At 67.8% G+C, this 26,561-nt stretch carries 23 protein-coding genes; 17 read left to right on the forward strand and 6 right to left on the reverse strand.

From position 1 onward, the window contains the following. Positions 1-11: 11 nt before the first annotated feature. Genes KAK88_RS13890 through KAK88_RS13915 form a run of 6 tightly spaced genes read left to right on the forward strand, consistent with a single transcriptional unit; the run spans position 12 to position 6,251 of the window. Positions 12-2,090, forward strand: a complete 2,079-nt coding sequence (locus KAK88_RS13890) for a S46 family peptidase (RefSeq protein ID WP_242077073.1) — start codon at positions 12-14, stop codon at positions 2,088-2,090. Further along, positions 2,087-2,596 (forward strand): GNAT family N-acetyltransferase, encoded by a 510-nt coding sequence (locus KAK88_RS13895; RefSeq protein WP_242077074.1) that lies wholly within the window; start codon positions 2,087-2,089, stop codon positions 2,594-2,596. The genes KAK88_RS13890 and KAK88_RS13895 overlap by 4 nt, the downstream gene beginning before the upstream one ends. 46 nt (positions 2,597-2,642) lie before the next feature. Further along, the gene (locus KAK88_RS13900; protein ID WP_242077075.1) at positions 2,643-3,218 is read left to right on the forward strand and encodes a TetR/AcrR family transcriptional regulator; all 576 of its coding nucleotides are present in this window, start codon (positions 2,643-2,645) and stop codon (positions 3,216-3,218) included. Further along, positions 3,218-4,915 carry an MFS transporter gene (locus tag KAK88_RS13905; RefSeq protein ID WP_242077076.1) on the forward strand — a complete coding sequence of 566 codons (1,698 nt, stop codon included), beginning with the start codon at positions 3,218-3,220 and terminating at the stop codon, positions 4,913-4,915. The genes KAK88_RS13900 and KAK88_RS13905 overlap by 1 nt, the downstream gene beginning before the upstream one ends. Positions 4,916-4,928: 13 nt before the next feature. Further along, positions 4,929-6,023, forward strand: coding sequence for an HlyD family secretion protein (locus tag KAK88_RS13910; RefSeq protein ID WP_242077077.1), 1,095 nt, complete (start codon positions 4,929-4,931; stop codon positions 6,021-6,023). A gap of 51 nt (positions 6,024-6,074) precedes the next feature. Next, a complete protein-coding gene (locus KAK88_RS13915; RefSeq protein WP_017505124.1) occupies positions 6,075-6,251 on the forward strand; it encodes a hypothetical protein in 177 nt (58 codons plus the stop codon). Positions 6,252-6,258: 7 nt separating this feature from the next. On the opposite strand, the gene KAK88_RS13920 is transcribed toward KAK88_RS13915, so the two are convergent. Next, positions 6,259-6,462: a hypothetical protein gene (locus tag KAK88_RS13920; RefSeq protein ID WP_228763748.1), complete on the reverse strand. Its 204-nt coding sequence runs from the start codon at positions 6,460-6,462 to the stop codon at positions 6,259-6,261. Positions 6,463-6,655: 193 nt separating this feature from the next. Between KAK88_RS13920 and KAK88_RS13925 the strand changes: the two genes are divergently transcribed. The 4 genes from KAK88_RS13925 to KAK88_RS13940 all read left to right on the forward strand — a co-directional run bounded on the left by KAK88_RS13925 (position 6,656) and on the right by KAK88_RS13940 (position 12,881). After that, entirely contained in the window at positions 6,656-7,732 is a 1,077-nt protein-coding gene (locus KAK88_RS13925) for a site-specific DNA-methyltransferase (RefSeq protein ID WP_242077078.1), read from the forward strand. A 210-nt stretch (positions 7,733-7,942) separates the two neighbouring features. After that, positions 7,943-9,055, forward strand: a complete 1,113-nt coding sequence (locus tag KAK88_RS13930; protein ID WP_242078608.1) for a glycosyltransferase family 4 protein — start codon at positions 7,943-7,945, stop codon at positions 9,053-9,055. A 102-nt stretch (positions 9,056-9,157) separates the two neighbouring features. Continuing rightward, positions 9,158-10,585, forward strand: a complete 1,428-nt coding sequence (locus KAK88_RS13935) for a VWA domain-containing protein (protein WP_242077079.1) — start codon at positions 9,158-9,160, stop codon at positions 10,583-10,585. Positions 10,586-10,733: 148 nt separating this feature from the next. After that, positions 10,734-12,881 carry an amylo-alpha-1,6-glucosidase gene (locus tag KAK88_RS13940; RefSeq protein ID WP_242077080.1) on the forward strand — a complete coding sequence of 716 codons (2,148 nt, stop codon included), beginning with the start codon at positions 10,734-10,736 and terminating at the stop codon, positions 12,879-12,881. A 4-nt stretch (positions 12,882-12,885) separates the two neighbouring features. On the opposite strand, the gene mutY is transcribed toward KAK88_RS13940, so the two are convergent. Next, complete coding sequence (gene mutY / locus KAK88_RS13945; protein WP_242077081.1) at positions 12,886-13,935, reverse strand: A/G-specific adenine glycosylase; 1,050 nt, start codon at positions 13,933-13,935, stop codon at positions 12,886-12,888. 20 nt (positions 13,936-13,955) lie between these two features. On the opposite strand from mutY, the gene KAK88_RS13950 reads away from it, so the two are divergent. The 7 genes from KAK88_RS13950 (at position 13,956) to KAK88_RS13980 (ending at position 21,408) form a co-directional block, all read left to right on the forward strand. Beyond that, positions 13,956-14,510 carry a DUF721 domain-containing protein gene (locus KAK88_RS13950; RefSeq protein WP_242077082.1) on the forward strand — a complete coding sequence of 185 codons (555 nt, stop codon included), beginning with the start codon at positions 13,956-13,958 and terminating at the stop codon, positions 14,508-14,510. A 108-nt stretch (positions 14,511-14,618) separates the two neighbouring features. After that, positions 14,619-15,713 carry a PAS domain-containing protein gene (locus KAK88_RS13955; protein ID WP_242077083.1) on the forward strand — a complete coding sequence of 365 codons (1,095 nt, stop codon included), beginning with the start codon at positions 14,619-14,621 and terminating at the stop codon, positions 15,711-15,713. Beyond that, complete coding sequence (locus KAK88_RS13960) at positions 15,714-16,169, forward strand: response regulator (RefSeq protein ID WP_242077084.1); 456 nt, start codon at positions 15,714-15,716, stop codon at positions 16,167-16,169. It abuts the gene before it with no gap. Positions 16,170-16,276: 107 nt separating this feature from the next. Further along, positions 16,277-16,921, forward strand: a complete 645-nt coding sequence (locus KAK88_RS13965) for a DsbA family protein (protein ID WP_039246870.1) — start codon at positions 16,277-16,279, stop codon at positions 16,919-16,921. Positions 16,922-16,939: 18 nt separating this feature from the next. Beyond that, positions 16,940-17,548, forward strand: coding sequence for a thioredoxin domain-containing protein (locus tag KAK88_RS13970; RefSeq protein WP_242077085.1), 609 nt, complete (start codon positions 16,940-16,942; stop codon positions 17,546-17,548). Between the two features lie 12 nt (positions 17,549-17,560). Then, complete coding sequence (smc, locus tag KAK88_RS13975) at positions 17,561-20,998, forward strand: chromosome segregation protein SMC (RefSeq protein WP_242077086.1); 3,438 nt, start codon at positions 17,561-17,563, stop codon at positions 20,996-20,998. Further along, positions 20,995-21,408: a surface-adhesin E family protein gene (locus KAK88_RS13980; protein ID WP_242077087.1), complete on the forward strand. Its 414-nt coding sequence runs from the start codon at positions 20,995-20,997 to the stop codon at positions 21,406-21,408. Before smc ends, KAK88_RS13980 begins: the two co-directional genes overlap by 4 nt. Here the strand turns inward: KAK88_RS13980 and KAK88_RS13985 are convergent. From KAK88_RS13985 to murD, 4 genes are all read right to left on the reverse strand, one after another. Beyond that, positions 21,377-22,522, reverse strand: a complete 1,146-nt coding sequence (locus KAK88_RS13985; RefSeq protein ID WP_242077088.1) for a mechanosensitive ion channel family protein — start codon at positions 22,520-22,522, stop codon at positions 21,377-21,379. The genes KAK88_RS13980 and KAK88_RS13985 overlap by 32 nt on opposite strands. Positions 22,523-22,537: 15 nt before the next feature. Continuing rightward, complete coding sequence (gene murG, locus KAK88_RS13990) at positions 22,538-23,635, reverse strand: undecaprenyldiphospho-muramoylpentapeptide beta-N-acetylglucosaminyltransferase (RefSeq protein ID WP_242077089.1); 1,098 nt, start codon at positions 23,633-23,635, stop codon at positions 22,538-22,540. A 362-nt stretch (positions 23,636-23,997) separates the two neighbouring features. After that, the gene (locus KAK88_RS13995) at positions 23,998-25,173 is read right to left on the reverse strand and encodes a peptidoglycan glycosyltransferase FtsW (RefSeq protein WP_039246861.1); all 1,176 of its coding nucleotides are present in this window, start codon (positions 25,171-25,173) and stop codon (positions 23,998-24,000) included. Next, complete coding sequence (gene murD / locus KAK88_RS14000; protein ID WP_242077090.1) at positions 25,170-26,558, reverse strand: UDP-N-acetylmuramoyl-L-alanine--D-glutamate ligase; 1,389 nt, start codon at positions 26,556-26,558, stop codon at positions 25,170-25,172. Before murD ends, KAK88_RS13995 begins: the two co-directional genes overlap by 4 nt. Between the last annotated feature and the right edge of the window lie 3 nt (positions 26,559-26,561).

Genomic DNA, 26,561 nt, shown 5'->3' on the forward strand with positions numbered 1-26,561 from the left:
AGGAGTTTTCCATGCGCCCTCTTCTCCTCGCCTCCGCCGCCGTTCTCGCGTTCGCCGCCGCCAGCTCGGCAAGCGCCGAGGAAGGCATGTGGACCTACGACAACTTCCCGATCGCCCGCGCCAACCAGACGCTGGGGACCAATATCGATCAGGCCTTCCTGGATCGGGTGCGGCTGTCGTCGGTGAAGTTCGGCGGCTGTTCGGCGGGCGTGGTGTCGGGCCAAGGCTTGGCCATGACCAACAACCACTGCGTCGCCACTTGCGTGGCCAACCTGTCCACGCCGCAACAGCAGTATGGCGAGACGGGCTTTACGCCCAGGACGCGCGAGGAAGAGCGCAAATGCCCCGGCGCCACGGCCGAGATCCTGACCGACATCTCCGACGTCACCGAGCGGATGCACAAGGCCGGCGAAGGGCTTGAGGGCCAGGCCTTCACCCAGGCACGCGAGGCCGAGGCCGGCCGGATCGAGACCGAAGCCTGCGGAAACGATCCCAAGATCCGCTGCCAGGTCGTCAGCCTGTACCGGGGCGGCCAGTTCAAACTCTACAAATACCGCAAATACAGCGATGTGCGCCTGGCCTGGGCGCCGGAAGATCGCGCCGCGACCTTCGGCGGCGATCTGGACAACTTCTCCTTCCCACGCTTCGCCATCGATGCCGCCTTCATCCGCCTTTACGAGGACGGCAAGCCGGTCGAGACGCCGATCCACTTCGCCTGGAACGCCGACAAGCCCACCGAGGGCGAGGCCGTCTTCATCACCGGCAATCCCGGCGCAACCCAGCGGCTGCTGACGATGGACCAGCTGGCGACAATCCGCGACGTGGTCCTGCCGCTGGATCAGCTGATTGCCTCTGAGCTGCGCGGTCGTCTGATCCGCTATTCCGAAGAGGGCGAGGACCAGGCCTTCATCGCCATGGACCCGATCGTGGGCGTGGAGAACACCTACAAGCGCGGCCTAGGCCGTATGCGCGCCCTGACCGACGCCCAGTTCATCCAGGCCAAGGCGGCGGCCGAGGTTGACTTCATGCAGCGCTACGCCGCCGCCAACGGCAATGGTCCCGATCCTTGGGGTGCGCTGGAAGCGGTCCAGCCCATCGCGCGCGAACTGTATGCGCCGACCGCCCTTCTGGAAGGCGGCACGGGCCTGGGCACCACCTCGGTCGCCGGCGGATCGCAGCTGTTCCAATGGGCCAAGGCCATCGTACGCGGCGCGCAGGAACGGGCCAAGCCGTCCGACCAGCGTCTGGCTGAGTTCGCCGACAGCCGCCTGCCGGGCGTGGAATCCGGCCTGTTCGCCGAGCGGCCGACCTATCCCGAGCTGGAGCAGATCCGGCTGGAATGGTGGCTGTCCAAGACGCGCGAATGGCTGACGGTGGACAGCCCCTATGTGCGCACCCTGCTGGGTAAGGAAAGCCCCGAAGAACTGTCGGCCCGCGTCGTCTCGGGCACCAAGCTGGCTGATCCGGCCGTGCGTCGCGCCCTGTGGACCGGCGGCCTGGCGGCGGTTCAGGCGTCGGACGATCCGATGATCCAGTATGTGCTGTTGATCGACGCCGACGCCCGCGCCGTCCGCACCGAATGGGAGAATAAGGTCAAGGCGCCGACCGACCGCGCGTCGGAACAGCTGGCGGCCGCCCGTTTCGCCGCCTATGGCGACGCCGTCTATCCCGACGCCACCGGCACCCTGCGCCTGACCTATGGCAAGGTCGAAGGCTCCGACGTGCCGGGCCAGCGCTTCGGCGCCTTCACCACCTTCGCCGGCCTGTGGGACCGCGCCACCGGCGCCGAGCCGTTCAAGGTCGCGCCCAAACTGATGGCCGCCAAGGACCGGATCGATCCGAACGCGGTGATGGACATGGCCGTCTCGACCGACACCATCGGCGGTTCGTCCGGCTCGCCCGCGGTCAACGCACGGGGCGAGATCATCGGGGCCAACTTCGATTCCACCGTCCTGACCCAGCGCAACGCCTATGGCTACGACCGCAACACCAACCGCAGCGTGATCGTCACCACCCAGGCCGTCACCGTGGCCCTGCGCGATGTTTATGGGATGGATCATCTACTGACGGAGCTGGGCGTCAGCCGGTGACGCAGATCGCCATCCGCGCGGCGACGTCCGACGACGTCGCCGCGCTGCATCCGCTGATCGAGCGCGCCTATCGCGGCGACACCGCCAAGGCCGGCTGGACGCATGAGGCCGACCTGCTGTTCGATGATCGCACCAGCGCAGCGGAGCTGGCGTCCCTGATCGCCGATCCCGACCGGGTCATCCTGCTGGCCCATCGCGACTGCGCGCTGATCGGCTGCGTCCAGGTCGCCCACGTCGGCGACGACCTGGCCTATCTCGGCATGCTGACGGTCGAGCCGACCTTGCAGGCGTCCGGCCTCGGCCGTCGTCTGCTCGCGGCCGCCGAAAGCGAAGCGGTCGCGCGTTTCGGCGCGCGCCGCATGGAGATGACGGTCATCCACCGACGGGCCGAACTGATCGCCTGGTACGAACGACGCGGTTACGCCCCGACCGGCGAAACCCGCCCCTTCCCCGTCGATCCGCCGCGGCCCGAGCTGGATTTCGTGGTGCTGGAAAAAGCGCTCTAGCCGCCCCTTGCAAAACGGACAGTCGTGTCCATTTACGCGCCTCACCATGACGCGCCATGCCGAAAAACCTGTCCGCAAGGATGCCGCTCTGAACCGGGCGGCGGTGCTGGAGGCCGCGCGCGCGGTCTTCGCCGACCAAGGGCTGGATGCGCCCCTGGATCTGATCGCTGAGCGGGCTGGGGTGGGGCGCGGCACCCTGTATCGGCACTTCTCAGACCGTACGGAACTGGCTCTGGCGGTGCTGGAGGCCGACGTCGCGGACCTGGGTCGGCGCACCGCCGAACAGGGCGATGATCCGCAGGCCTTCTTTTGGTTTCTGGACCGGCTGGCCGAGGACATGGTGCGCAATGCGGGACTGGCCGGCGTCGTGCGGAACGTGCGGTCGCCAGATGCGCTTACACCCTTGCGGCAGAGCTTGATGGAGGCGGGCGCCGCACCGCTGAAGCGGGCCCAGGCCGCCGGCCTGGTGAGGGAGGATCTGCGGCCGATGGACATCCGTCTGATCGCCACCCTGCTGGGCGCCGGTTTTCAGGGCGCGGATGAAGCGGAGCGTCAGGCCGTGTCGCTGCGCACCCGCGCGCTTGTTCTTGACGGCCTGAGACCGCGCGGGGAGCCGCGCTGATGGCTCGCAACAACTGGCACCTGCCCTGGGAACAGTATGTCGAGACGCTGAAGCCGCACGAGCGGCCGATGATGCCCGGCTCGCCTGCCACGCCCGATCACTCCTGGCCGATGCGAATCCAGTACGCCCTGACCGGCCTGCTGGTCGCCATGGTCGGATCGCTGGGCAACGCCGCGGTCACCGCCAACATCCAGAATCTGCAAGGTTCGCTGGGGATCACGATCACCGAGGCCGCCTGGCTGCCGGTCGTCTTCGTCATGACCAACGCCTGCATGAACCTGATCCTGGTCAAATTCCGGATGCAGTACGGCCTGCGCCTGTTCACGCAGATTTTCTTGGGCGCCTTCGTGCTGGTCTGCGCCGCCCACCTGTTCGTCGACAACTATCAATCGACCCTGCTGGTGCGGGCCATCGCCGGCATGGCGGGCGCGGGCCTCTCCAGCCTGGGCTTCCTCTACATCATCCAGGCCTTCCCGGCCGCACACCGGCTGAAGGGGCTGATCATCGGCATCGGCCTGGCCAGTTTCGCCGTGCCGATTTCGCGCCTGGTCATGCCCGGCCTGCTCCAGCTGGGCGACTGGCGCGCCTTTTATCTGTTTGAGCTGGGCCTGTGCCTTGTCGCCTGGGGCGCGGTGCAGGTGGTCAAGCTGCCGCCGTCCGAGCGGCTGCGGGTGTTCGACCGGCTGGACTTTTTGACCTTCGCCCTGTTTGCGCCAGGCGTAGCCCTGCTTTGTGCGGCCCTGGGTCTGGGCCGCATCGTCTGGTGGACGCAGGCCGCCTGGATCGGCTGGGCCCTGATCGGCTCCGTCATCCTGCTGACCGCCGCATTCCTAGTCGAGCACAATCGCAAGAACCCGCTGATCAACACCCGCTGGCTGACCGGGCCAGACCTGCTGCGCCTGTTCGGGGCGATCCTGCTGATCCGCATCGTGCTGTCGGAACAGACCTCCGGCGCGGTGGGTTTCCTGACCGTCGTCGGCCTGGGACCGGATCAGCTTCACGGCCTGTTCGTCGTCATCCTGCTGTCGATGATCGCCGGCACCCTGGTCAGCGCCTTCACCCTGAACATGGAAAAGCTGAACAAGCCGATCGCCATCGCCTTGGCGCTGATCGCCGTCGGCGCCTGGATCGACAGCCATTCGACGGTCCTGACGCGCCCGGCACAGCTGTATTTCAGCCAGGCCCTGATCGCCTTCGCCTCGGCCATGTTCATCGGCCCGGCGCTGATGATCGGCATCGTCAAGGTGCTGACGCAGGGCAAGCAGAACCTGATCAGCTTCATCGTCATGTTCAGCGTGCTTCAGAACGTCGGCGGTCTGGCGGGATCGGCCCTGACCGGGACGCTGCAGATCATCCGCGAGAAATACCATTCCAACCAACTGGCGGCCGGGATTTCGGCGCTGGACCCGCAGGTCGCCTTGCGGCTGCGTCAGCTGTCGGGCGCCTACGCCTCGACGATAACGGACCCCGCTCTGGCGAACGCCGAGGGCGCGGTCCTGCTGGGTCGCCAGGTGACGCAGCAGGCCAATGTGCTGGCCTACAATGACGTCTTTCTGGTCATCGCCGTGATCGCGGCCCTGGGCTCCGCCTGGGTGACCGTCACCCATCTGCGGCCGCGCTGGAAGGCGCGCCGCGACGCCAAAAACAACACTGCAGACGCTGCGGTCCAGACCGCCGCCGTCGCCGCCGCCGACTGAACCGAGACCCACAATGACCGACGCCGCCCAGACCGCCCCCGCCGCCCCGCAGGCGCCCGCCGCCGCTCCGCCCGCGCCGAAGAAGAACGTTATGTGGACCGTCATCGCCGCCGGGGTCGCCCTGCTGGGCGTTCTGATGGTGCTGTACGCTTGGCAGCTGCCGCCCTTCCGAGGCGCGATCCAGCGCACGGACAACGCCTATGTGCGCGGCCAGGTGACGATCATCAGCCCGCAGGTGAACGGCTATGTCACGGCCGTGCCGGTCCAGGACTTCCAGACCGTCCAACAGGGGCAGCTGCTGGCCCAAGTGGACGATCGCATCTATCGCCAGCGGTTGGAGCAGGCCGAGGCCAGCCTGCACTCGGCCCAGGCGGTCCTGTCCAACTCGGCCCAGACCCAAGCGTCGGCGCGCGGATCGGTCGCCCAGCAGCGCGCCTCCATCGCCGCAGCCGAAGCCACGCTGACACGGGCTCAGGCTGACGCCAACCGCGCCCGCACCCTGAAGGCCGGCGGCTGGGTCGCCCAGGCCAATGTGGACGTCGCCGAGGCCGCGCTACGCAGCGCCCAGGCCCAGGTCGCCCAGGCCCGCGCCGCCGAGGGCATCGCCCAGACCGGCGTCACCTCCGCGGTCGTGGGCCGCGACAGCCTGGCCGCCGCCGTCGAGAACGCCCAGGCCGCCGTGCGCCTGGCCCAGATCGATCTGGCCAACACCCGCATCGTCGCCCCCCGCGCCGGTCGTCTGGGCGAGATCGGCGTGCGCCAGGGCCAGTATGTGACTGCGGGCACCCAGCTGATGGGTCTGGTCCCCGACGTGGTCTGGGTCACGGCCAATATGAAGGAGACGCAGATGAAGAACATCCGCGTCGGCCAGCCGGTCGAAATCATCGTCGACGCCCTGGGCGGCCAGACCCTGCGCGGCCATGTCGAGCGCATCGCCCCCGCCGCCGGGTCGGAGTTCAGCGTCATCCGCCCCGACAACGCCACCGGCAACTTCACCAAGGTCGCCCAGCGCATCCCGGTCCGCATCCGCATCGACCCGAACCAACCCGCCGCCGAACGTCTGGCGCCGGGCATGTCGGTGGTGGCGAAGGTGAATACGGCCGTCTGACGGAACGCGCCGCTCTGCGTCGCGCTACCTCTCCCAGCAACGGAGAGCACCATGGACCGCGAACAGACCAAGGGTCGTGAAGAGAACGGCGCCGATCCGGCCGGCAAGCCTGACGCCCTGACCTCTGACAAGGCGACCAAGGCGGTCGGTCAGGCCGAGCGCCAGAGCGCAGGACCGGACGGTCCGGACGCCGCTGAGATCGGCGACACGTTCAAGCGCAAACCCTGACGCCGGATCAGGCCGATCGCGGCGACAGGCTGGCGGCGAGCAGATGCACGTCATGCGCCCGCATCCGCTCGAAGTTTCCCAGCCCCAGGGCCAGGGCGCGCATGATCTCCGTTTGGCGCGTATGTTCGGGATGGGCGGGCAAGGACGGCTCCGCCCGCGCCAGCTCCGCATCCAGTTCGGCCATCATATGAGCCAGGATTCCGTCGTTCATCTGATCCTCCATCACGCCGCCGACCGCCGCAAACGGTTAGAGCATGAATAGAACAGATCAGGAACACGCTGGCCCGAGAAGGCTGTGGATGGTGCGGTCGGACTGCAATATGCGTCCGGCTGACCCTGCCGTTTAATCCACCTTAACCACAAGGATTCACCATAGCGGTCTCACTGTTGCGGGGCCGCGTTCCATGTCCGAGCTTAAAACCGACGTCATTCACTGTGGCGATTGCATCGAAGTGCTGAAAAGCCTGCCCGACGCCTCGGTGGACATGGTCTTCGCCGATCCGCCCTATAATCTGCAGCTGGGCGGCGACCTGCTGCGCCCGGACAATTCCAAGGTCGATGCGGTCGATGATGACTGGGACAAGTTCGCCAGCTTCGCCGACTATGACGCCTTCACCCGCGCCTGGCTGGCGGAATGCCGCCGCGTGCTGAAGCCCGAGGGCTCGATCTGGGTGATCGGCAGCTACCATAACGTCTTCCGCCTGGGATCGGCGATCCAGGATCTGGGCTTCTGGGTGCTGAACGACATCATCTGGCGCAAGTCCAACCCGATGCCGAACTTCAAGGGCACCCGATTCACCAACGCCCATGAGACCCTGATCTGGGCCGCCAAATCGCGGGATCAGAAGCGCTACACCTTCAACTATGACGCGCTGAAGGCTTTCAACGAAGACACCCAGATGCGCTCGGACTGGACCTTCGCCCTGTGCACGGGCGAGGAGCGGATCAAGGACGCCGACGGCAAGAAGGCTCATCCGACCCAGAAGCCCGAAGCCCTGCTGCACCGCGTGCTGCTGTCGGCGACCCGGCCTGGCGACGTGATCCTGGACCCCTTCTTCGGCACCGGCACCACCGGCGCCGCCGCCAAACGCCTGGGCCGCCACTACATCGGCATCGAGCGTGACGAGACCTATGCCGAGGTCGCCAGAACCCGCATCGACTCGGTCATCCCTGCCCGCCCCGAAGATCTGATGGTCACAGGCTCCAAGCGCGCCGAGCCCAAGGTGCCGTTCGGCGCCCTGGTCGAGGCCGGCCTGTTGCAGCCCGGCGACCGCCTGTATTGCCCCAAGGGCGAGCGCGAGGCGCGGGTTCGTGCGGACGGTTCGCTAGTTCACGGCTCGCTCAGCGGCTCGATCCACAAGCTGGGTGCGCTGCTTGAAAATGCGCCGGCCTGCAACGGCTGGACCTACTGGCGCTTCAAGACCGACCAGGGCTTGAAATCCATCGACGCCCTGCGCTCGGAGGTTCGCGCCGCGATGTGAGCCGCTGCGACCGCGCATCGCATAAGCCACATCAATCACTTAGCTGGCAACGCGTCGCCAATAGGTACGATTTCGCACACTCAATATGGACCAGCGTCGCTGTAACCCCTCGAAACCTATGTGAAAATTCATCAGCTGCGATGGAACTTCGCAGTTGCGAGACCATTGATGTCAACGGCCCGCCAGGATGCGGTGTCGGAGCACATCACCATGAAAATCGCGCAGATCACCCCTCTGTATGAGGCCGTGCCTCCCAAGCTGTATGGCGGCACGGAGCGTGTGGTGGCGCATCTGACCGACGCTCTGGTTGATCTGGGCCACGACGTGACCCTGTTCGCCAGCGCCGACGCCCAGACCAAGGCCCGTCTGGTGCCCGTGCGCGATCAGGCCATTCGCCTGGATCCGGCGCCGTTGAAATCCGATCTCGCCGCCCACCTGTCGATGCTGGGCGAAGTTCTGGACCGCGCCGACGAGTTTGACGTGATCCACTTCCATACCGACATGGTTCACTTCCCGCTGTTCCAGAAATATGCGGACAAGACTTTGACGACGCTACACGGCCGCCTGGACATGAAGGACCTGCCCGGCGTCTATGCGCGCTGGAGCGAGTTTGGACTGGTCTCCATCTCAGACGATCAGCGCAAGCCGCTGCATTTCGCCAACTGGAAAGCCACCGTCCATCACGGCATGCCCGGCGAACAATACATCTTCTCCCCGAAATCCGAGGGCTATCTGGCCTTCTTGGGTCGCATCTCGCCCGAAAAGCGCCCCGACCGCGCCATCGAGATCGCCACCAAACTGGGCAAGCGGCTGAAGATGGCCGCAAAGGTGGACGCCGCCGATAAACGCTATTGGGAGGAGAAAATCCGCCCGTTGGTCGAGGGCAATCCGCTGATCGAATTCATCGGCGAGATCGGCGACCATCAGAAGTCCGCCTTCCTCGGCGGCGCCGAAGCTCTGCTCTTCCCCATCGACTGGCCGGAGCCCTTCGGCCTGGTGATGATCGAGGCCATGGCCTGCGGCACCCCGGTGATCGCCTTCCGCTGCGGCTCGACCCCCGAGGTGATCGAGGACGGCGCCACCGGCTTCTTGGTCGACACGATGGAACAGGCGATCGCCGCCGCCGGGCGCGCGCATCTGCTGGACCGCGAGGCCATCCGCGCGCGCTTCGATTTGCGGTTTTCCGCCACCGCCATGGCGCGTCGTTACTTGGACGTCTACGGCGACCTGCTGGCGCGTCGCCCGTTCGCGGAGACCGCGCTGGATGAGGTGGTCACCCCGCTGCGTCCGCGTGAAGAGCGCAGCTTCGCCGCCACCGCCTGAAACCAACTCGGTCGGGACGCCATTGCAATCCTGAGTTTGTAACGGCGTTCACCCAAAAGTTAAGCTTATCCATTACGGTCGTCCCAAATCGGGGCGACCACTATGCAATGGACAGCGATGAGGCGGCTGGCGCATCTGCGCTGGAATACCGCGGGCAACATCGCGACCTTCTTCGCCCTGTCCGCCATGGGCCTGGCACTGATGGTCGGCCTGGCTATCGACATCAATCGCTATGTCTCAGTCAGGAACCAGGTGCAGGAAGCGCTCGACGCAGCAGCGTTGGGCGCTGCGGCGTCCCGCGCCCAGACGGCCAAGGAGCTGGAAGCGGTCAGCGGTCCCTATCTGGAAGCCAATCTGAAGACCGGCCAACTGATCGACGGCTGGAAGACCGGCACCCAATATGTCGATGGCAAAATCGTCAGGGTGACCTTCAAGGGCGGGGTCAAACCCATCTTTGCGGGTCTGGCCGGCGTCAAACAGTTCGACATCAACGCCCTGTCCGAGGCGACGCGCGGCGTGGCGCAAAAGATCGAGACCGTCCTGGTGCTCGATAACACCTGGTCGATGAGTGAAAAGGACACTCGCTCGATCAAACGGATCGATGCGCTGAAGACCTCGGCCAGTTTGCTGGTCAACGAGTTGATGGCGACCGAAAGCGACGAGGTCTCGATCGGCGTCGTGCCCTATGCGGACTACGTCAATGTCGGGATTGCCAATCGCAAGGCCCCGTGGATTTCCGTGCCCGACGACTATGTTCAGGAGCGCACCTGCACGACCAAGACGACCTACAGCGGCGGCACGCCCTATCCTTGCACCACCGTGCGCGACGGCGTCAGCGAGACCGGCACCTGCTACAAGGATCAGGTGGTCAAGACGGTCACCGTCCCGCCCTATGCTTGCAACGTCAGCTACAAGTGGTTCGGCTGCGTCTATTCGCGCAACGTCGGCACGACGCGGCTGAACGACCAGTCGCCGGCGACGCCCTACAAGGGTTTCCTGACGACAGGCCAGAGCTGCCTGAATGCGGTCAGCCCCCTGTCCAAGAGCAAATCCAGCGTCCTGAACGCAATCAAAAACCTCGTCATCAATGTCGGCGGCTACAAGCCGGAGACGCATATTCCATCCGGCCTGATCTGGGGCATCAACCTGCTGTCGCCTACCGCGCCGTTCCAGGAGGGCGGTGTCTACGATCCCGCGAACCGCACGCCGCGCAAGATTCTGGTGCTTATGACCGACGGTGTGAACACCCTGCGTTACCGCTCGTCGGACGGAGCGCACGTCGCCACGGTCAAAGCCAATGAGCTGGCGGCGACTGATGCCGATTTCGGTTCGATCTGCACCTATGCCAAGTCGAACAAGATCGAGGTTTTCACCGTCGGCCTGAATGTGCCCACGCAGAACGGACGCAATCTGCTGAGGACCTGCGCCACCGATTCCGACCATGCCTTCCTGGCCGAAGACAGCGCCGCTCTGGAAGCCGCCTTCCGCGACATCGCGCGGTCCATCGGCGTCGTACGACTGATCAAGTAAGTCTCTCGGGTCGTTTGGCGATGAAAAAGCACAGGTTCGCCTGAACCCGTCGGCGACTTGCCCATTAAAGTCTGCAAGCGGCCCCTCAGCGCCGCATTCGGGTGCGACACGTTCGGCCGAGGCCTCACAACGACGGGGAAGAGACCGCATGGACGACGCCTATTCCACTCAACTGACCGCCGGTGAATCGGTCGAGGCCACGGGTCTCGAACAGCTGATGGCGCTGAAGGAAGGCGACACCTTCCTGGTCGCCGACGGATGGGGCGACATGAAGGGCGGCGCCGACGGCCTGTTCGCGGGCGACACCCGCGTCCTGTCGCGCTGGGCCATGACGGTCGGTCTGCTGAAGCCGTCGCGACTGTCGTCCGGCGTCAGCCAGGACAACGTGTTCTTCTCCTGCCACACCACCAACCGTCCCCTGCCCCCGATGGGCGGGCGATCGGCCCCGGCCGGCGTCCTGCATATCGAGCGCCGGCGGTTTCTGTGGAACCGGCGGATGTTCGAGCGCATCCGCATGGTCAACCATGGGGTGGAGGACATTCTGCTGCCGCTGGCCTTCGATTTCGGCGCGGACTTCTTTGATATCTTCCAGGTGCGCGGCACGCCGCGAGCCAAACGCGGGACGATCCACACGCCGACCACCGATGGTCGTCGCGTCACCTTCCGCTACACAGGCCTGGACGACGTGGACCGGTCCAGCTGCATCGCCTTTTCCGAACCGCCCGCCCGCCTGACGCATCAACGCGCGGAGTTCATGTTCAGCCTGCCAAAGGGCCGCTCGCTGGATCTGTTCATCGAATGCGGCGTGGACGCCTGCGAGACACCGGACGCCGATCGCTGGCGCCAGAACGCCATCCAGGCCCGCCTGGCCATGCGCGCCAAACGCCGGCGCGGCGCCTCGGTGCGCGGCCCGCGCAGCCCGCGCTTCAACGACTGGCTGGACCAGTCGCGCGCCGACATGGCGCTGCTGACCACGGACCTGCCGACCGGCCCCTATCCCTATGCAGGCACGCCGTGGTTCTCGACCCCGTTCGGCCGCGACGGCATCATTTCGGCCTGGCAAATGCTCTGGCTGGACCCGTCGCTGGCCAAGGGCGTGCTGACCTATCTGGCCTCGCGCCAGGCGACTGAGACCTCGCTCTATCGGGACAGCCAGCCCGGTAAGATCATGCACGAAACCCGCGGCGGCGAGATGAGCGCCCTGCATGAGGTGCCGTTCGGTCTCTACTATGGCGGCGTCGACACCACCTGCCTATTCGTGGCCCTGGCCGGCGCCTACGCCAACCGCACCGGCGATCTGGATCTGATCCGCAGGCTTTGGCCCAATCTGATCGCGGCCGCCGACTGGATGCGCGACTATGGCGACAGCAACAATGACGGTCTGATCGACTATCAGCGCGGCGCGGACACCGGCCTATCCAACCAAGGGTGGAAGGACTCCGAGGATTCCATCTTCCACGCCGACGGTCGCTTCCCCAAGGGTCCGATCGCGCTTCTGGAGGTTCAGGGCTACGCCTTCGCCGCCTGGAAGGCGCTGGGCGATCTGGGCGAGCGCCTGCACGACGACCGCACGACCGAATGGCGGATGCGCGCCGAACAGGTCCGCTCCCTGGTCGAGGAAAAGTTCTGGATGGAGGACGAGGGCTTCTACGCCGTGGCCCTCGACGGCGACGGCCAGCAATGTCGCGCCATCGCCTCGAACGCTGGCCATCTGCTGTTCACCGGGCTGCCGTCGCTTGAACGCGCGCGACGCGTCACCAAACGCCTGCTGACCGCCGAGTTCCGCACCGGGTGGGGCATCCGCACCCTGGAGGTCGGACAGGCCCGCTTCAATCCGATGAGCTATCACAACGGCTCGGTCTGGCCGCACGACACCGCCATGGCCGCCGCCGGCATGGCCGCCTACGGCGAGCGCGATGCGGTCGCGGAAATCCTGGCCGAGATCTACGCGGCGGCCGCCCATTTCCACCTGAGGCTGCCCGAACTGTTCTGCGGCTTCCCGCGTGAGCCGGGTGAGCCGCCCATCGCCTATCCGGTCGCCTGCCTGCCCCAGGCCTGGGCGGCGGGATCGGTCTTCCTGATGCTTCAGGCGACCCTGGGCCTGTCCATCGACGCCTGGACCGAGACGGTCGATCTGGCCGATCCCGTCCTGCCCGCCGGTCTGGATCGTCTGAAGATCACCGGCCTGCAAGTCGGCGGCGCCGTCGTGGATCTGAACATCCAGCACGCCGACGGTCGCGCGGTTGTCATCCCGCATCACAAGCAGGGCAAGGTCTCGATCCGCACGTTGCGATAGGGATTCAGCCGAACAGATCGGGCGTGTTCGCCCGATCCAGCGCCTTGGCGAAGACCGTCGGCAGGGCGGCCCGCGCCGCCTCGATCGGCATCCAGCGATAGGGACCGCCCGCATCGACGCGCGCGGTCATCACCGTCAGCGTCAGGCTGAAGTGGGTGAAGACGTGCTCCACAGCCCCCGCCTCGCGCCAGTCGGCCTCCATCGGCGCTGCCGCAGCAGGCTCGTCTATCGCCCAATCGCTGGTCGGCAGGCCCAGCATTCCGCCCAGCAGCCCCTTCTCGGGTCGCGTCTCGATCGCGACCCGCCCCTGGTCGTCAACCAGCACATAGGCGATGCCCCGCCGATGCGGCCGCTCCGCCTTCTTCGTCTTCATCGGAAACCGGGCCGGCTCGCCCGCGGCCAAACCCAGGCATTCGCTGGCCACGGGACAAGTCCCGCACGACGGTGACTTCGGCCGGCACACCGTCGCGCCCAGGTCCATCAACGCCTGCGCCCAGTCTCCGGGCCGCTCATCGGTGACGAACAGGCCCGCCAGCCGCCTCAGTTCGGGCCGGGCGGCGGGGACCGGCGTCTCGACCGCGAACAGACGCGCCATCACCCGCTCGACATTGCCGTCCACGACATTGGCCGCCCGGTCGAAGGCGATGGAGGCGACGGCTGCGGCCGTATAGGCGCCCACGCCCGGCAGCGCGAGCAGCGCCGCTTCGGTATCCGGAAACACCCCGCCATGCTCGCCCGCCACCGCCCGCGCGCAGGCCAGCAGATTGCGGGCACGCGCATAGTAGCCCAGCCCCGCCCAGGCCCCCATCACCTCCGCATCCTCGGCCGCCGCCAGGTCCGAGACCGTCGGCCAGCGCGTGGTGAAGGCGTGAAAATACGGCGTCGCATGCGGCACGGTCGTCTGCTGAAGCATGACCTCCGACAGCCAGACACGGTACGGCTCGGTCCGCGGCGCGCCGACGGCGGCTCGCCACGGCAGGCTGCGCGCATGGACGTCGTACCAGGCCTGCAGCCGGGAGCGGATCAGGTCTATGTCGGGAGAGACGTCAGGCATCGGTCGGGGTATATAGACCCATGCGCCGCACGCTGCCCACAGACGCCGAGGTCCGCGAGATCCTGTCTCGCCGCCGCACCCGTCCGGTCCCCCGACCGGCGCCGCGCGCGGGCAAGGCGCTGACGCCCCTGATCAAGAAGCTGGACGAGCAGTTCGGACGCGGGGCCGGTGCGCTGGAGCCTCGCTGGCGCGAGATCGTCGGCGATCGCCTGGCCCGCGTCACACGCCCGCAGAAACTGACCAAGGGCAAGGGCGGTTCACCCGGCGTGCTGGAGCTGCGCGTCGCCGGCGCCGCCGCCCTGTTGATCCAGCACCAGTCCGAGGACATCTTGGCCCGCGTCAACCTGTTCCTGGGCGCCGGGACGGTGGATCGGCTGCGCATCGCCCAGGGTCCGGTCGCCCCTTTGAAGGAGGCCGCCGCCCGTCCCAAACGCAGCGCCAAGCCGCCGCCCCTGCCCGCCCAGGCCGAGGCCGACCTCGCCGCCTCCATCGCCGCAGCCCCCGACGATCTACGCGCCGCCCTGGCGCGCCTCGGCCGCGTCGCCCTGTCGCGCCCCGGGATCAAGGCCGACTGACCCCCTCGCCTTGGTTGGCAGTGGCCCCGGCGTGCTGTAGGAAGGGGCTGTAAAAAGACAAATATCCGCACGGCATATCCTGGTCGCGCGCCTGGATTCCGAGCCCCGATGAAGCAACAAGACGACTGGCGACTGACCGATGTCGTCGAACACGAGATCGGTCGCGGCGACCCGTTCGCCGCCGCCATACGCGGCACGCGCATGCCGATGGTCATCACCGACCCGCGTCGTGACGACAATCCCATCGTTTTCGCCAACAAGGCCTTCCAGGATCTGACGGGCTATGAACGCGACGAGATCATCGGCCAGAACTGCCGGTTTCTTCAGGGACCCGACTCCGACCGGGACGCCGTGGCCAAGATCCGCGACGCCCTGGAAGCCGGAACCGACATCCACATCGATCTGCTGAACTATCGCAAGGACGGCAGCACCTTCTGGAACGCCCTGTTCATCAGCCCGGTGCGCAACGCCCAAGGCGATATCGAATATTTCTTCGCTTCCCAGCTGGACGTTACGGATCGCGTGGAGGCCAAGGCCTATGTCGAAAAGCAGAAGGCTCTGGTCGAGCGTGAAGTCGCCGCCCGCACCGCCGATCTCCAGGAAGCCCTGACCGCCAAGACCTTGCTGCTTCATGAGGTCGATCACCGGGTCAAGAACAACCTGACCATGATCGGCTCGCTGCTGCGGCTGCAATCGCGCTCCCTGTCCGATCCAGCCCTGACCGCAACCCTGGACTCCATGCTGGAGCGGGTGGACGCCCTGGCGACCGTTCACCGCAAACTCTATCAGTCCGAGGACGTCACCCAGTTCGACGTCGGCGCCTTCACCAACACCCTGGTCGCCGATGTGATCGGATCGACCGGACGCACCGACATCGAGGTCTCCGTCGATGTGGAGCCGATGTTCATCCCGTCGACCCACGCCTCGTCGATCGGCCTGATCATCAACGAGCTGCTGACCAATGCGATCAAGCACGCCTTCCCCGACGATCGAGGCGGCCGATTGATCGTCTTAGCCAGGAAGACGGAACAAGGTGGCCAGGTCGTTGTTCAGGACGACGGCCCCGGCATTCCCGGCGCTGCGCATCAGGGATTGGGCAAGACTTTGATCGGTCGTCTTTCAAAGCAGATCGGCGGCAAGACGCTGTGGCTGCCAGCCGACCCCGGCACACGCGCGGTCGTCGACTTCCCCGTGAGCGGCTAGGTGCGCGCCGCCGGGCCCCACTTCGACATTCTGGTCGTCGAGGACGAGGCCCTGCTCGTGATGGACCTCGAGGCGATGCTTGAGGACGAAGGCCACCGGTTGGTCGGAGAAGCCATGTCTCTGAGCGAGGTCGAGTCGCTGTCGCTCCAAGGGCCGCCCGACGTCGCCTTCGTCGACATCCAGCTGGCGGATAACTCCAGCGGTCTGGACGTGTGTCGCCTGATCAAGGACCGTTGGCCGTCCACCGCCGTGGTGTTCCTGACCGCCAACCCCAAGATGATCCCCGAGGACTTCCTGGGCGCGCATGGCGTGATCCCCAAGCCCTTCTCGCGTTCCGGACTGCTGTCGGCGATGCGCTTCATCCAGCAAGGCATAAGCGATCCGCCGCCGCGCCAGGACAGGCCGCAAAGTTTCATCCCCGCGCCGGCGATCGATAGGGCCTGGGCGCGCGGATAGGGCGCTGTTGACAAAACTTCGCCGCACCTGTTCCAGACTAGTTCAGGGTCGCGCCATTCCCGGGGAATCGCGCGATCATCGCCAACGATCCGATCCGAGGAACCTTCATGGCCGACACTGAATCCCGCTTCGCCCGCATGAGCCGTCGTGCGGCCATCACCGGCGCCGCACTGGCGACCATGGCTCTGGCGGCCTGCGGCGGCGGCGCCAAGGGTGCGGCCGAGGGCGACATGGGTCTGGGCGCGCCTGAAGGCGCCAAGGTCACCGTGGTCGAATACGCCTCGGTCACCTGCCCCCACTGCGCCCTGTGGCAGAAGAACACCTGGCCGGCGTTCAAGGCCAAATACGTCGACACCAACAAGGTCCGCTACGTCTTCCGCGAACTGCCGACCCCGCCGGTCGACGCCGCCACCGCCGGCTTCCTGGTCGCGCGCTGCGCCGGTCCGGACAAGTATTTCGACGTGGTTCACCAGCTGATGGCGACGCAGCAGGAGATGCTGACCTCCTCGCCGCGCGACTGGCTGCTGCGCACCGCCCAGGCCGCCGGCCTGTCCGAGCAGCAGTTCAACGACTGCGTCACCGACAAGGACGCCGTCGCCGCCATGGAGAAGCGCGTTCAGGCCGCCCGCGCCCAGGGCGTGACCGGCACCCCCGCCTTCTATGTCAACGAGACGCAGGTCATCTCGCCCGGCGGCGAAGGCGCCAGCTTGGCCGACCTGTCCACCGCAATCGACGCGGCCCTGGCCAAGTAACCGAGGCCTAATCAGATGATGCGACGCGCCTTCATCGCCGCCGGTTTCGCCCTCGCCGCCCTGTCCGGCGGCTTGCCGACGCCGGCGCTCGCCGCCGATGCGCCCCCGCCCGTCACGGCCCAGGATCACATCCTGGGTCGGGCGAATGCGCCGGTGACGGTGATCGAATACGCGTCCTTCACCTGCTCGCACTGCGCGGACTTCCACAACACCGTGCTGCCGGCCTTCAAGGCCAAATACATCGACACCGGCAAGGTCCGGCTGGTTCACCGCAACCTGCCGACCGCGCCCGCCAATGTCGCCGCCGCCGCGGCTGCGGTCGCCATGTGCGCCGCGCCCGAACGCTATTTCGACGTGGCGGCCGTCTTCATGCGCGATCAGGCCAACCTGCAGACCACCGGCGCCCAGCCCTGGTTCGCCGCCGGCATCGCCGCCAGCGGCAAGACCCGCGAGCAGATCGAGGCCTGCCTGAACGGCCCGACCATCCGCGCGGCCCTCGACGCCCAGATCGAAGGCGCGCGCGCCGCCGGCGTCACCGGCACGCCCACCTTCTTCGTCAACGGGACGATGGTGATGGAGCATTCGCTGGAGGCCCTGTCGACCGCCGTCGATCCGCTGCTTCGGTAGTCCGTCGGGACGATGCAGTTCCAGCGCCTACGGCTCGTCGGCTTCAAGTCGTTCGTCGATCCGGCGGAGGTGCACATCGAATCCGGCCTGACCGGCGTCGTCGGCCCCAACGGCTGCGGCAAGTCCAACGTCCTTGAAAGCCTGCGCTGGGTGATGGGGGCCAATTCGGCCAAGGCCATGCGCGGCCAGGGCATGGACGACGTCATCTTCGCCGGGGCCGCCGGCCGCCCCCCGCGCAGCCACGCCGAAGTCAGCCTGACCATCGACAACGCCCAACGTCGCGCGCCCCAGCCCTTCACCGACTCACCGGTGTTGGAGGTGTCGCGCCGGATCGACCGGGGTCAGGGCTCGACCTATCGCATCAACGGCAAGGAGGTGCGCGCCCGCGATGTGCAACTGCTGTTCGCCGACGCCTCGACCGGCGCCAACTCGCCCGCCCTGGTGCGTCAGGGCCAGATCTCGGAACTGATCGCCGCCAAGCCGCAGAACCGCCGCCGCATTTTGGAAGAGGCGGGCGGCGTCGCCGGTCTGCACACCCGTCGGCACGAGGCCGAGCTACGCCTCAAGGCCGCCGAGACCAATCTGGACCGGCTGGACGACATCGGCCGTGAGCTTGAGACGGCGTTGAACCGGCTGAAGCGCGAAGCTCGCCAGGCCGAGAAGTACAAGAAGATCTCGGCAGAGATCCGCGCCCTTCAGGCCGCCCTGCTCTATGTGCGCTGGAACGACGCGCGTCTGGCCGCAGAGGCCGCCGCCGCCGAACTGCGCGCGGCCGACGCCGCCGTCGCCGAAACCACGACCGCCGCCGCCGCCGCCCAGACGGCCGCCCTGTCCGCCCAGGAAGCCCTGAAGCCCGCGCGGGAAGAGGACGCCGTGGCCTCCGCCCTGCTGCACCGCGCCAGCCTGGAGCGCGACCGGCTGGACATGGCTGAACAGGCGGCCCGCGCGGAAGTGGATCGCCTCAAGGCCGAGGCCGCCCGCATCGCCGCCGACGCCGCGCGCGAAGACGGCATGGCCGCCGACGCCCAGCGCGAACTGGACCGGCTCGACAACGAACTGGCCCGGCTCAAGGCCGAGATCGCCGCCGCTCCCGAACGCGGCCCCGAACTGGACAAGGCTCTGGCCGCCGCCGAGGACGCCCGCAAGGCTGCCGACGGCGAGGTCGAACGGCTGGCGGGCATGCTGGCCGCCGTCGAGGCCCGCGCCAACGCCGAAACGGCCCGCAAGCGCGACGCCGAGGCCCGACTGGCCCGCGTCGCCGCCCAGCACGACCAGGCCCGACGCGAACGCGAGGCTCTGGGGCCGCTGGAAACGCCTGAGCTGGAGACCGCCCGCCAGGCGCTGGAAGCGGCGCAGGCCGACCTTGCCGCCGCGCACGACGCCGTCGAGGCCGCCGAGGCGCTGCGCGGCGAACTTGCGCGCGCTGAACAGGAGGCCCGCACCGCCGCCCGCGCCGCAGAGGACCGGCTTGGCCGACTCCAGACCGAGGCGCGCGGCCTGGCCCAACTGCTGGTCACCGGCAAGCGCGACCATCCGCCCGCGTTGGACAAGGTGCGCGCCGACAAGGGGTTCGAGGCCGCCCTGGCCGCCGCCCTGGGCGACGATCTGGACGCCGCCCTTGACGCCCGCGCCGCCGCCTACTGGGGCGGAGCGGACGCGCCCTCCCCGTCCTGGCCTGCCGGTATCATGCCGCTTTCGGATCATGTTCAGGCGCCGGCACAGCTGACCGCGCGCCTCGCTCTTTGCGGTGTGGCGCCCAAGTCAGACGCTACTCGACTGGCTCAGGCTCTGCCTCCCGGCTCGCGCCTGGTGACGGTCGAGGGCGACCTCTATCGCTGGGACGGGTTCGTCAGCCGCGCCGAGGCGCCGCGCCCGGCCGCCGTGCGGCTGGCCCAGCGCACGCGCCTGGCCGAACTGGAGGCCGAGATCGACAAGGGCAGACCGGCGCTAGATCAGGCGCAGGCAACGCAGAAGTCAGCGACGGAAGCCTTCCGCGCCGCCGAAGAGGCGGTCAAGGCCGCACGCCTGAAGCCCTTCGCCGCCGACAAGGCCGTGACCGTCGCCCGCGACCGCGTCGAGACCCTGGCCCGCGAGCAGGCCCGTCGCGAGGCGCGCGCCCAGGCGCTGGACGACACCGTGACCCGACTGGCGGCCGACGCAGCCGAGGCGCAAGCCGCCTTTGACGCCGCTCAGACCACCAACGCCCCGTCCGAGACGATCGCCGGCCTGCGCGACGAACTGACCGCCGCCCGCGCCGCCGCCGACGCCGCCCGCGCCGCCGCCCAGACCGCCCGGTCGGACCGCGACGCCGAGGCCCGCGATCGTCAGGGCCGCGAGCAGCGCCTGGGCAGCCTGACCCGCGCGCGCGAAGGCTGGGTGACCAGGGCCAAGGACAGCGCCGGCCGCGTCGCCGCCCTGGCCAAGGACGCAGACCGGACGGCCGCCCTGCTGAAACAGGCCGAGGTCGCGCCACAGGGCTTCGCCGAACAGCGCGGCAAGCTGCTGGACACGCTGGTCGCCGCCGAACAGAGGAAACAGGCGGCGTCGGACGCTATGGCCGTCGCCGAGACCCAGGCGACCGAGGCCGACCGCGCATCGCGCGCCGCCGAGACCGCCGCGTCACAGGCCCGCGAGGCGCGCGCCGGCCTGGCCGCCCGCGCCGAAGCCGCCGCCGAGAAGCTGACCGAAGCCGAGACCACCCTGCGCGAGACGGCGCAGATGTCGCCCAAGGAGCTGGGTCAGAAGCTGACGGACGACGCCATCGCCCGCCCGCCCGACGCCGCCGGGGCCGAGAGCCTGCTCTACGGGCTGGAGCGCGAGCGCGAGGCCCTGGGGGCCGTCAACTTGCGCGCCGAGGACGAGGCGGTCGAATACGGCGAGCGGCTGAACAGCATGAAGTCGGAACGGATCGACCTGACCCAGGCCATCGCCAAGCTGCGCGACGGCATCGACGAGCTGAACGCCGAGGGCCGCGAGCGGCTGGTGGCGGCGTTCGACGTGATCAACGCCAACTTCAAGACCCTGTTCGAAGCCCTGTTCGGCGGGGGGCAGGCGGAGCTGAAGCTGGTCGAGAGCGACGACCCGCTGGAGGCGGGGCTGGAGATCTACGCCTGCCCGCCCGGCAAGCGGTTGTCGGTCATGAGCCTGATGAGCGGCGGCGAACAGGCCCTGACGGCGGCGGCCCTGATCTTCGGCGTCTTCCTGGCCAACCCCGCGCCGGTCTGCGTGCTGGACGAGGTGGACGCGCCGCTGGACGACGCCAACGTGGACCGCTTCTGCCGGATGCTGCACGAGATGCGCAGCCGCACCGACACCCGCTTCATCGTCATCACCCACAACCCCGTCACCATGAGCCGGATGGACCGGCTGTATGGCGTCACCATGCCCGAGCGCGGCATGAGCCAACTGGTCAGCGTGGACCTGAAACAGGCGGAGACCCTGGTCGCATGATCGCCCTGCTGCTCGCGCTCGCCGATCCTCAGCTGGTCCCGACCGGCGTGGGGCGGTTCGCCATCTATGCCGACGCCGCCTCGATCGAGCGCGAGGGCGATATGGCGCGGATGCGGGAGCTGCAGGTGACCGAGGCCGGGTTCAAGGTTGGCGACGTGACCTATGTCGGGGGCTGGTCGCGGTGGGCGTTCGACTGTCGGGCGAAGACGGCGGATCGGTTGGACTTCTCCTCCTTGAAAGCGGACGGGACGGAAGGGCCAGCGACCCCGGACCCCGCCCCCGCCTATGACGCCGCGCCGGGCGGGGATGCAGCCGAGCTGCTGGCCATCGCCTGCGGGGCTGAACGTCCGGCCGAGGCGCTGACGCTGCAGCAGGCCATCAGCCAGGGACAAAGGGCGCTGGCGGACTGACGGCCCCCTCGGCGGGCTTGTCCGACCCTTGCGGCCATTCGATGCGGTCGCGCGGCAGGGCCTCGCGGCATTCGTCGCGCATGAAGGCCATCAGCTTCTCGCGGATCTCGCAGCGCAGGTCGAAGGCGACCGGGGCCGAGCGGGCGCTGGCCAGGCAGCGCACCTGAAGCACGCGTTCGGTGATGTCGGTGACCTGCATCACCTGCACGTCGCCGTCCCAGTGTTTGGACGCCTTGACGATGCCCTCGAAGGCGGTGCGCAGCCGGTCGATGGGCGCTTCGTAGTCGACGTAGAAGAAGGCCACGCCGATCAGGCGGGCGTTCTCGCGCGTCCAGTTCTGGAAGGGCTTGGTGATGAAATAGGACAGGGGCAGCACCATCCGGCGCCAGTCCCACAGCTTGACCACCACATAGGTCGAGGTGATCTCCTCGACATTGCCCCACTCGTTCTCGACGATGACCGCGTCGTCCAGGCGGATGGGCTGGGTCAGGGCGATCTGGATGCCGGCGACCATGTTCGTCAGGATCGGCTGAAGCGCCAGACCGGCGATGATGCCGACGACGCCGGCCGAGGCCAGCAGGCTGACGCCCCACTGACGGAAGCCGGCGATGGTCATCAGTGCCAGGCCCACGGTGACGATGAACAGCACGACCTTGGCCACCCGCTGCAGGATGCGGGTCTGGGTCAGGTGCTTCCTGGCCAGCAGATTGTCCTCGACGGCGATGTTGTACCGCTTGAGGTGCATGACCGACCACATGTCGAGCACGCCCGACGCCATCCAGCCGAGGGTCAGGATGAACAGGAACAACAGGGCGCTGCGGATATCCTCGGATGGACCGGGATCCATCGGCGAGACGGTCACGCCGATGCCGATGCCGATGATGATGATCAGGACGCGCAGCTTGACCCGCGCACGCTCGACCACGCCGCGCCAGAAGAGATCCTTGTTGCGAACGACGCGACGCAGGATGGCGAAGGCGATCTTGTGCGTCAGCCAGCCGCCGCCGACGAAGACCAGCAGCACCAGGCCGATGACCGCCCATTCGGGCAGCCAGTCGAACCGATGCCACAGGGCGCGGATCTGGCGGGTGACGGCGATGATCTCGGGAGGCATGGCTTCCTTAACGCATCAGGGCCTTTGCGGTTGAGCCGTCGCCTCGACGAGGTCGGCCAGGCGTTGAGCGGCGTCGGGGATGGCGACGCTGCGGGCGGCGGCGGACATGGCCGACAGGCGCGCCGGATCGGACAGGACGCCGGTCAGGGTCGAAGCCAGGCGATCGACGGTCAGGTCGTCTTCCAGAATGACCTCGGCCGCGCCCGCGTCGGTCAGGGCTTTGGCGTTCAGGCGCTGGTGGTCGTCGGTGGCGATCTTCAGCGGGATCAGGACGGACGGCAGGTTCGCGACCGCCAGTTCGGCGCAGGTCGAGGCGCCGGAACGGCCGACGACCAGATGGGCCCTGGACAGTCGGTCAGCCATGTCGCGGAAGAAGGGGGCGACCTCGGCCTCGATCCCGGCCTCCAGATAGATCTGGCGGGCGGCTTCCAGCGTCTCGGGGCGGGACTGCTGCTGCACCTTCAGGCGGCGGCGCAGGGCTTCTGGCAGGGCGGCCAGCGCGCGGGGCGTGGTCTCGGACAGGATGCGGGCGCCCTGGCTGCCGCCGGTGACCAGCACATGGATGGGGCCATCGGCGTCGGGAGCCGCATAGGGGCGGTCGAACAGGGCGCGGATCTCGGCCCGCACCGGAGAGCCGACAACATGGGATCGGCCCTGGACCTTGGCCGGCGCGCGTTCCAGCGTCGGGAAGGACGAGGCGACCTGACCCACATAGGGGGCCAGGATGCGGTTGGTGCGGCCCAGGACCGCATTCTGTTCATGGATCACCGTCGGTCGCTGGGACGTGACGGCGGCGACCAGGGCCGGGGCGGACGGATAGCCGCCGAAGCCGACGACGACGTCGGCGCCCAGCCGGTCGAAGGCCGTTCGTGCCTGGACCACGCCCTTGAAGATGGCGACGCCGGCCTTGATCAGACCCAGGGGGCCGGAGCCGGTGGCGGCGTCCAGCGCCAGCCGTTCCTCGGCGGGGAAGGCGTGGGCATATTGTTCGCCCCGGTGATCAGTCGCCAGCACCACCCGCCAGCCGCGCGCCGCCATCTCGCGCGCCAGCGCCTCGGCCGGGAACATATGGCCGCCGGTGCCGCCGGCGGCGACGACGCAGAGCTTGGTCATGGGCGAGGCTCCGAAAAAGAGGGTCTGAATAGTCTGAAGTTCAGACGGTGGGCAGGCAAAAACACCGTCTAATTCGTCTAATCTGTCTAATGTCGGTCAGGAACGGGGCGGCGAGGCATGGGGCGGCGACAGGATCGCACGGTTTTGCGGCGTGGGCAGGAGACGGTCGATCGCGAGCGGTAAGTGGCCGAAATCGCTCGGGTCTGGTCGTCAGAGAATGCTGGCTAGCCTGCCGACCCCGTCATCCTCGCCCTTGTGGCGAGGATCCATACGCCCGGTATCGACCGAGAGGGTCCGAGCGGACAAGGCCGAGTTTATGGATACTAGGCACAAGGCCTAGGATGACGGAACGCTTCGGCGGACTACAGCAACCGCCGGCCCAGGGTCAGGCTGGCGCCGGGTTCGTAGGCGCCGGGGCGGCGTCGCGTCAGGGCGAGCGCAAAACCCATAGTCAGACCCATCGCCAGCATGGAGGAGCCGCCGTAGCTGATGAAGGGCAGGGTCATGCCCTTGGTCGGGATCAGGTTCAGGTTCACCGCGACGTTGATGCAGGCCTGAAGCCCGATCAGCATGAACAGGCCCGCGGCCGCCGTCTGCTCGAACGGGTCGGTCAGCTTCATCGCCCGGCGCATGCCGCGAATGACGATGAAGGCGTAGAGGCTAATCATGATCAGGCTGAGGATCAGGCCGAACTCCTCGGCGCCGACGGAATAGATGAAGTCGGTGTGCAGGTCGGGCACGCGACGCTTCATCACGCCCTCGCCGATGCCGCGTCCCAGCAGGCCGCCGGCGCGGATGGCCTCCGAAGCGCTGTCGATCTGATGGGTGTCGGTCGTCTCGGGCGAGAAGAAGCGGCTGAGGCGGTCGCGCATGTGTCCGAAGACGAAATAGAGCGACACCAGCCCCGCCATGCCCAGGCTCGCCAGAACCGCCATCCATTTGAACGGCACACCCGCCATGAAGAAGACGGCCATGAAGGTGGTGGTGATCAGAAGGGTCTGGCCGATGTCGGGCTGGATCAGCAGTAGGGAGACGGTCAGGGCGTAGAAACCGAACGCTATGGTCACGCCGGGCACCCCTTGGCCCTTTTGCGCCTCGGCGAACATCCAGGCGGCGAAGACGATCAGGCCGGGCTTGGCGAACTCGGACGGTTGCAGACTGAAGGGGCCGAAGTTCACCCAGCGGGCGGCCCCCTTCACCGTGTCGCCAATGAACGGCAAGGCCATCATCACGACGATGGCGCCGAACAGGGCCAGGACCGCGATGCGTCGCACGCCGCGCGGCGACATCAGCGAGGTTGTCAGCATGATGCTGAGCCCCACGCCCGAAAAGACCATCATCCGCCAGGAATAATGGAAGGGGTCGGTGATCGATTCATCGGCCAGGATGGCGGCGGGGCTGGAGGCGAAGCTGAGCGCCACGCCCAGGGCCATCAGCGCGAGCGCCGCGCCCAGCAGGCCGCGATCCACGGTCCAGAACCACTGGGCCACATGGCTCTGGTCGTTGCGGGAAAAGGCGGGGGTGTAGGGAGCGCTCATGACGCGGTTTCCGGGACGGCGCCGAGGGCCAGGACGGCGGCGCGGAAGGCCTCGCCGCGCGCCTCGAAGTCCTTGAACTGATCGAAGCTGGCGCAGGCGGGGGACAGAAGGACGATCTGGTCGCCGCCGGCCGAGGCCGCATCGGCGGCGGCGGCGGCCACGGCGGCGTCGAGGGTGCGGGCGATGACGTGAGGCGTCTCAGCAAGTGTTTCGGCGAAGGCCGGGGCCGCGTCGCCGATCAGATAGGCCTTGGCGATGCGGGGGAACAGGTCGGCCAGGTCCACGATGCCGCCGGCTTTGGGCGCGCCGCCGGCGATCCAGAAGACGGAACGGTAGGAGGCCAGGGCCTGACGCGCGGCGTCGGCGTTGGTGGCCTTGGAATCGTTGATGAAGCGCACGGAGCCGAGGCGGCCGACCGCCTCCATTCGGTGCGCCAGGCCGGGGAAGGACAGCAGGCCGGCGACGGCGGCGTCGTGATCAATGCCGAGCGCCCGGGCGGTCGCATAGGCGAAGGCGGCGTTCTGGGCGTTGTGGCGGCCGGGAAGCGAACGGGCGGCGGTGAGGTTTACGAGTTCGCGATCTTTAGTCCAGATCGCACCGGGCAGCGCCACGTAGCCTTCTCCCCTCGGGGGAGAAGGATTTGACGAGATAGCGATCACACGTTGGGAAAGTCGGGACGCAATCCCCTGCCCCCATGTATCGTCCACGCCGACCAAGCCCACGCCGTCCACTCCCTGCCCTGTGAAGATGCGCGCCTTGGCCGCGACATAGCCGTCCATGCCGCCGTGGCGGTCCAGGTGGTCGGGGCTGATGTTGGTCAGGATGGCGACATCGGGGGCGAAGGTCGTGGTCAGGTCGAGTTGGTAGCTGGAGACCTCGATCACATAGACGGCGTCGGGCGTGGGTTCGGGCAGGGCCAGGACGCCGACGCCGATATTGCCGCCGACGTGAACCGTCAGGCCCGCCGACTTCAGCACCCAGCCGATCAGGGCGGTGGTGGTGGACTTGCCGTTGGTGCCGGTGATCGCGACGACGCGCGGCCGCTGATCCTGCGGCCGGGCGGCCAGGGCGCGAGCGAACAGCTCGATGTCGCCGAGGACGGGCACGCCGGCCGCGCGGGCCAGGTCCACGGTCCAGTGCGGCCTGGGATGGGTCAGGGGCGCGCCGGGCGACAAGACAAGGGCGGCGAAGTCGGACCAGTCGGCGGCGGCCAGATCCTCGACCGTAAAGCCCTCGCCTTTCGCCTGCGCCCGGCCGGCCTCGCCGTCGTCCCACAGGACCGGGATCGCGCCCCCGGCCTGAAGGGCGCGCGCGGCCGTGATCCCCGACCGTCCCAGGCCGAAGACCGCGACCCGCCTGCCCTCAAAGCCGGGAACGGGGATCATCGG

The sequence above is a fragment of the Brevundimonas diminuta genome (genome assembly GCF_022654015.1).
GTDB classification, from domain to species: Bacteria; Pseudomonadota; Alphaproteobacteria; order Caulobacterales; family Caulobacteraceae; genus Brevundimonas; species Brevundimonas diminuta_C.